Origin of the sequence: Spiroplasma endosymbiont of Lariophagus distinguendus, assembly GCF_023846195.1 — a bacterium.
Classification (GTDB): domain Bacteria; phylum Bacillota_I; class Bacilli_A; order Mycoplasmatales; family VBWQ01; genus Spiroplasma_E.
Window position 1 is genome coordinate 1 of the sequence record NZ_JALMUW010000084.1, and the last position, 3,115, is coordinate 3,115.

3 protein-coding genes are annotated in these 3,115 nt (G+C 24.4%); all 3 read left to right on the forward strand.

All coding sequences use genetic code 4. The features are described from left to right. Window positions 1-324: 324 nt before the first annotated feature. Entirely contained in the window at window positions 325-1,338 is a 1,014-nt protein-coding gene (locus tag M0D11_RS05470; protein ID WP_252320829.1) for a fructose-bisphosphatase class II, read from the forward strand. 21 nt (window positions 1,339-1,359) lie between these two features. Then, a complete protein-coding gene (locus tag M0D11_RS05475; RefSeq protein WP_252320831.1) occupies window positions 1,360-1,941 on the forward strand; it encodes a GNAT family N-acetyltransferase in 582 nt (193 codons plus the stop codon). A gap of 128 nt (window positions 1,942-2,069) precedes the next feature. Further along, entirely contained in the window at window positions 2,070-2,909 is an 840-nt protein-coding gene (locus M0D11_RS05480; RefSeq protein WP_252320833.1) for a hypothetical protein, read from the forward strand. The last annotated feature ends 206 nt before the right edge of the window (window positions 2,910-3,115 follow it).

Here is a 3,115-nt window from a genome sequence, read left to right on the forward strand (position 1 = left end):
TCTAATAATGTATTACAAATAGCAGATGTTGAATTAATAAACCAAGAAGTATCAGTTGGTCTAGTACTTTCTGAACAAAAGGTAGCATTTACAAATAATATATAATCAAAAGTTTTAAGCTTATAAATAATGCATATTTTCCAGATAATTAAATTATCTGGAATTTAAAATATTATTTACTTATTTTGTAATTTTTTATTTTATGATTTGAATTTATAATTTACAAATTTTGTAAAATTAACGAAGAAAGAGATTTAATAATTAAGTTTTTTGTTAAAAATTATCATATAATTAACAATGAACATCTTAATTATGGAGAAAAATATGAATAAGGATATGTATTTAATTAGAGCAGTAGAAATGGCAACAATTGCTGCTTATAAATTTATTGGTCGTAAAAATAAGAATGCTATTGACTTTGCTGCTGTTGAAGCAATGACAATTATGTTAGATAATGCCCCTATTAAATGTCGTATTATCGTTGGTGAAGGTGAGTTAGATCAAGCACCAATGTTATTTGTTAATCAAGAGTTAGGAAAAGGAAAAACTTTAACTTATGATTTAGTAGTTGATCCAGTAGAAGGTACTTATCCTGCTGCTTATAATATTGCTGGTAGTATTGCTTGTTTAGCAGCAGCAGCACCTAATACTATTTTAAAGTTACCAGAAATGTATATGGAAAAATTATTTGTTGGACCCGATTTACAAGATGCTATTAACAATGAAGATGATTTTATTACTAATATTAAAACTATGCAAAAAATGAAAAAACATAATGATTTAATTGGTATTATTTTAGATAAACCAAGACATCAAAAAATAATTGAAAAGTTGCATGATTTAGGTATTATTGTTCGTTTAATTGGTGATGGTGATGTGCTTGCTGCTATTGATGTTATTAATAAGGAAGCAGATTTTGTTTATGGTATTGGTGGTGCTCCTGAAGGGGCATTAATGGCAGCATTAGCATTAAGTGCTGGCGGCAATATTAAAACTAAGTTAATTTCCTATCAAACAATATGACCCACTGATGAAGATACTAAAATTCGTATTAATATTGAAGATATTGCTATTAAAAAATATAAATTATCATATAATAAATATTATTTTGCTAAAGATTTAGTAAAAGATGAAAATGTCCGTTTTGTTGCAACAGGTTTAACAGCTGGCGGCAGTTTAAAAGCAATTAAATATTATTATGGTACATATTATTTAAATACTTTTTTTGTTTCACATGGTGTTGTTAGAAATATGGAAGTTACTTATAGTGTTAGTCAGGTTAATAAACTATTGCCAAGTGTTGAAAAAATTATGAAAATATATAATAAATATGTTTAAAAATATTTAAAGGAGAAAATTATGAATGATATTGATCGTTTACCTGCTATCCCAGTTTTAGAAAGTCAACGTTTAAAACTACGACCCATTACTTTAAATGATGCACAAGCATTATTTAATTATGCGAAGAATGAAAATATGACAAAATATGTACCGTGAAAAGCTCATAAAAGTATTAATGATAGTATTGGTTTTATTAATTCTTTATTACAAGAATATAAACAATTAAGTTCTTTAATGTGAGCAGTGCAATTAAAAGATGATGAAACCAATACGATGATCGGTACTTGTGGTTTTATTAGATATTTTGCTCATACTAAATGTTTGGAAATAGGTTATGCTTTTAATCCAAAAGAGTGGGGTAAAGGTTATGCCAAAGAGGCATTGTTGACTGCTATTAAGTATGGATTTGAAAATACTAATAGTATTAGAATTGAAGGTAGTTGTGTTAAAGAGAATATTGCTTCAGCGAAAACGATGGAAAGTGTTGGCATGAAGTTTGAAGGAATTTCTCGTAGTAATTTTATTAAAGATGGTAAAGTTAGTGATTGTAAAATATTTAGTATTATTCGTAGTGAGTATTTTAAAGATAATAAAAAATAGTAACTAGATAATAAAATTTTAATTATTATTTAATAATTTTAGTATTTTTTATATAATTAAAACGTGAATATTTTTGTTAAAATGTTTTTTTATTAAGAGGTATAAAATATTTAAAGGAGAGATTAAAATTGAAATCTTATACAGAAATAAGATTACTTCCACATAATCCAAGGTATACTAGATCTATTGAAATTGATTTACTTAATATAAATTATGGTTTAAATTATGACATTTATGAAAATATTAAAAAATTATTACAGTATGAAGGTGAATGAGATGATTTATTAGATTTATTAGAACAATTAATGCTAGGTTACAATGCTGCTATGGATCAAATTTTTATTTTAGAAGGTAAAGATCAATTCTTTTATTCAATTGAAGGTAATAGAAGAATAATGTGTATGTATTTAATTACAGAATTTGATAAATATAAAACTATTTTAGAAAATTTTTCGCATAAAAAAAATTATTCAAAAGTTATTAAGATTTTACAATTGCCAGAAAAACCTAATTTTAATAAGTTGAATGTAACTGAAGTGCCATTAGCAGATGTAAAGCATGAAGATGAAATTTGAAAAATAATATATACAAGACATGCTGGTGAAAATAAGGGTAAAAGATCTTGATCAAGACTAAAATATTTTTATGATTTAAAAGATATGTTTTTTAAATATAAAAAAAATAAATTTGAAAATAAAGAAATTAAACAAAAATTAAGTTATAGATTTAATAAATCAATTAAATCTTTAGATACAGATTTAAATAATGCCGTGTGAGTAATTGATATTGTTGAAACTTATAATAAGGATAAAAAAGATATAAATAAAATTAATATAAATGGAAATAGTGAAAGTATATCAGCTTTAGAATTGGCGAGGTCTGCTATTAAAATTGAATATAATGATGAATTAAAAACGTTATCTAAATTGTTTAATATAGCAGTAACTGTAGAAAAAATGAGAAGTTAAAATAACTCTTGTAGATAAACAAGATTTATATAACTTTCTTATAAAAAATTTAAAAGATGAAAATTATTCAACTCGTGGTTGAGAAGGAAACAAAATTTTTATTTTATATGAATTTGTTATAAAATATTTAGAGCCAAATTCTATAGGTTCAAGTACTTTGAGGCAAGAAATTGAATTAGCAAATCAAACGCCTATTCATGATAGAA